Raw genomic sequence first — 479 nt, forward strand, 5'->3', positions numbered from 1 at the left:
GTTTCCAAAATGCCTGATTTAGGCTATCCAGGAGGCCCCATAGTGGAAAGATTAGCCCTTGGTTAAGCGCATCCAAACGAGACTTTAATGTTCCCTGTCCCTTTAAAAAACAGCCCGAATCTGGCTTTTAGTTTTTCAGGTTTAAAAAATGCGGTGCGTTTGGAGGTTGAAAAAAATGTCCATAATTTGAATGAAGCGATCAAGCAAAAGATTGGCTATCATTTTCAAAGCGCAGCGATTGAGCATTTAATTCAGCAGACTAACTTGAACTTTTCTTTTTCTTAAATATTGAAAAAGAAAGGGGCATTACGATTAAGGCTCAAAGCGTGCGCTTGAATTACTCCCTCCCCCATTATTAGGCTGGATAAGCTTGCTCGTGCCGTTATCAATTTTAGCTTCTTCTTCTTTAATGAGCTTTTGAATCTCTTCATTGCTTAACACGCGTTCATTGCCTTGCAAATCGCGCACTATGATGTGGG

At 40.3% G+C, this 479-nt stretch carries 2 pseudogenes; one reads left to right on the forward strand and one right to left on the reverse strand.

Annotated elements, in window-relative coordinates:
- Window positions 1–273: pseudogene (locus BZK24_RS08345) on the forward strand (tRNA (adenosine(37)-N6)-threonylcarbamoyltransferase complex transferase subunit TsaD); the annotation flags it as partial.
- Window positions 274–321: 48 nt separating this feature from the next.
- On the opposite strand, the pseudogene BZK24_RS10000 reads toward BZK24_RS08345, so the two are convergent.
- A pseudogene (locus BZK24_RS10000) lies at window positions 322–479 on the reverse strand (Cj0371 family chemotaxis-regulating polar lipoprotein); the annotation flags it as partial.

This window comes from Helicobacter pylori, from assembly GCF_001998165.1.
In the GTDB taxonomy this organism is placed as follows: Bacteria; Campylobacterota; Campylobacteria; order Campylobacterales; family Helicobacteraceae; genus Helicobacter; species Helicobacter pylori_DL.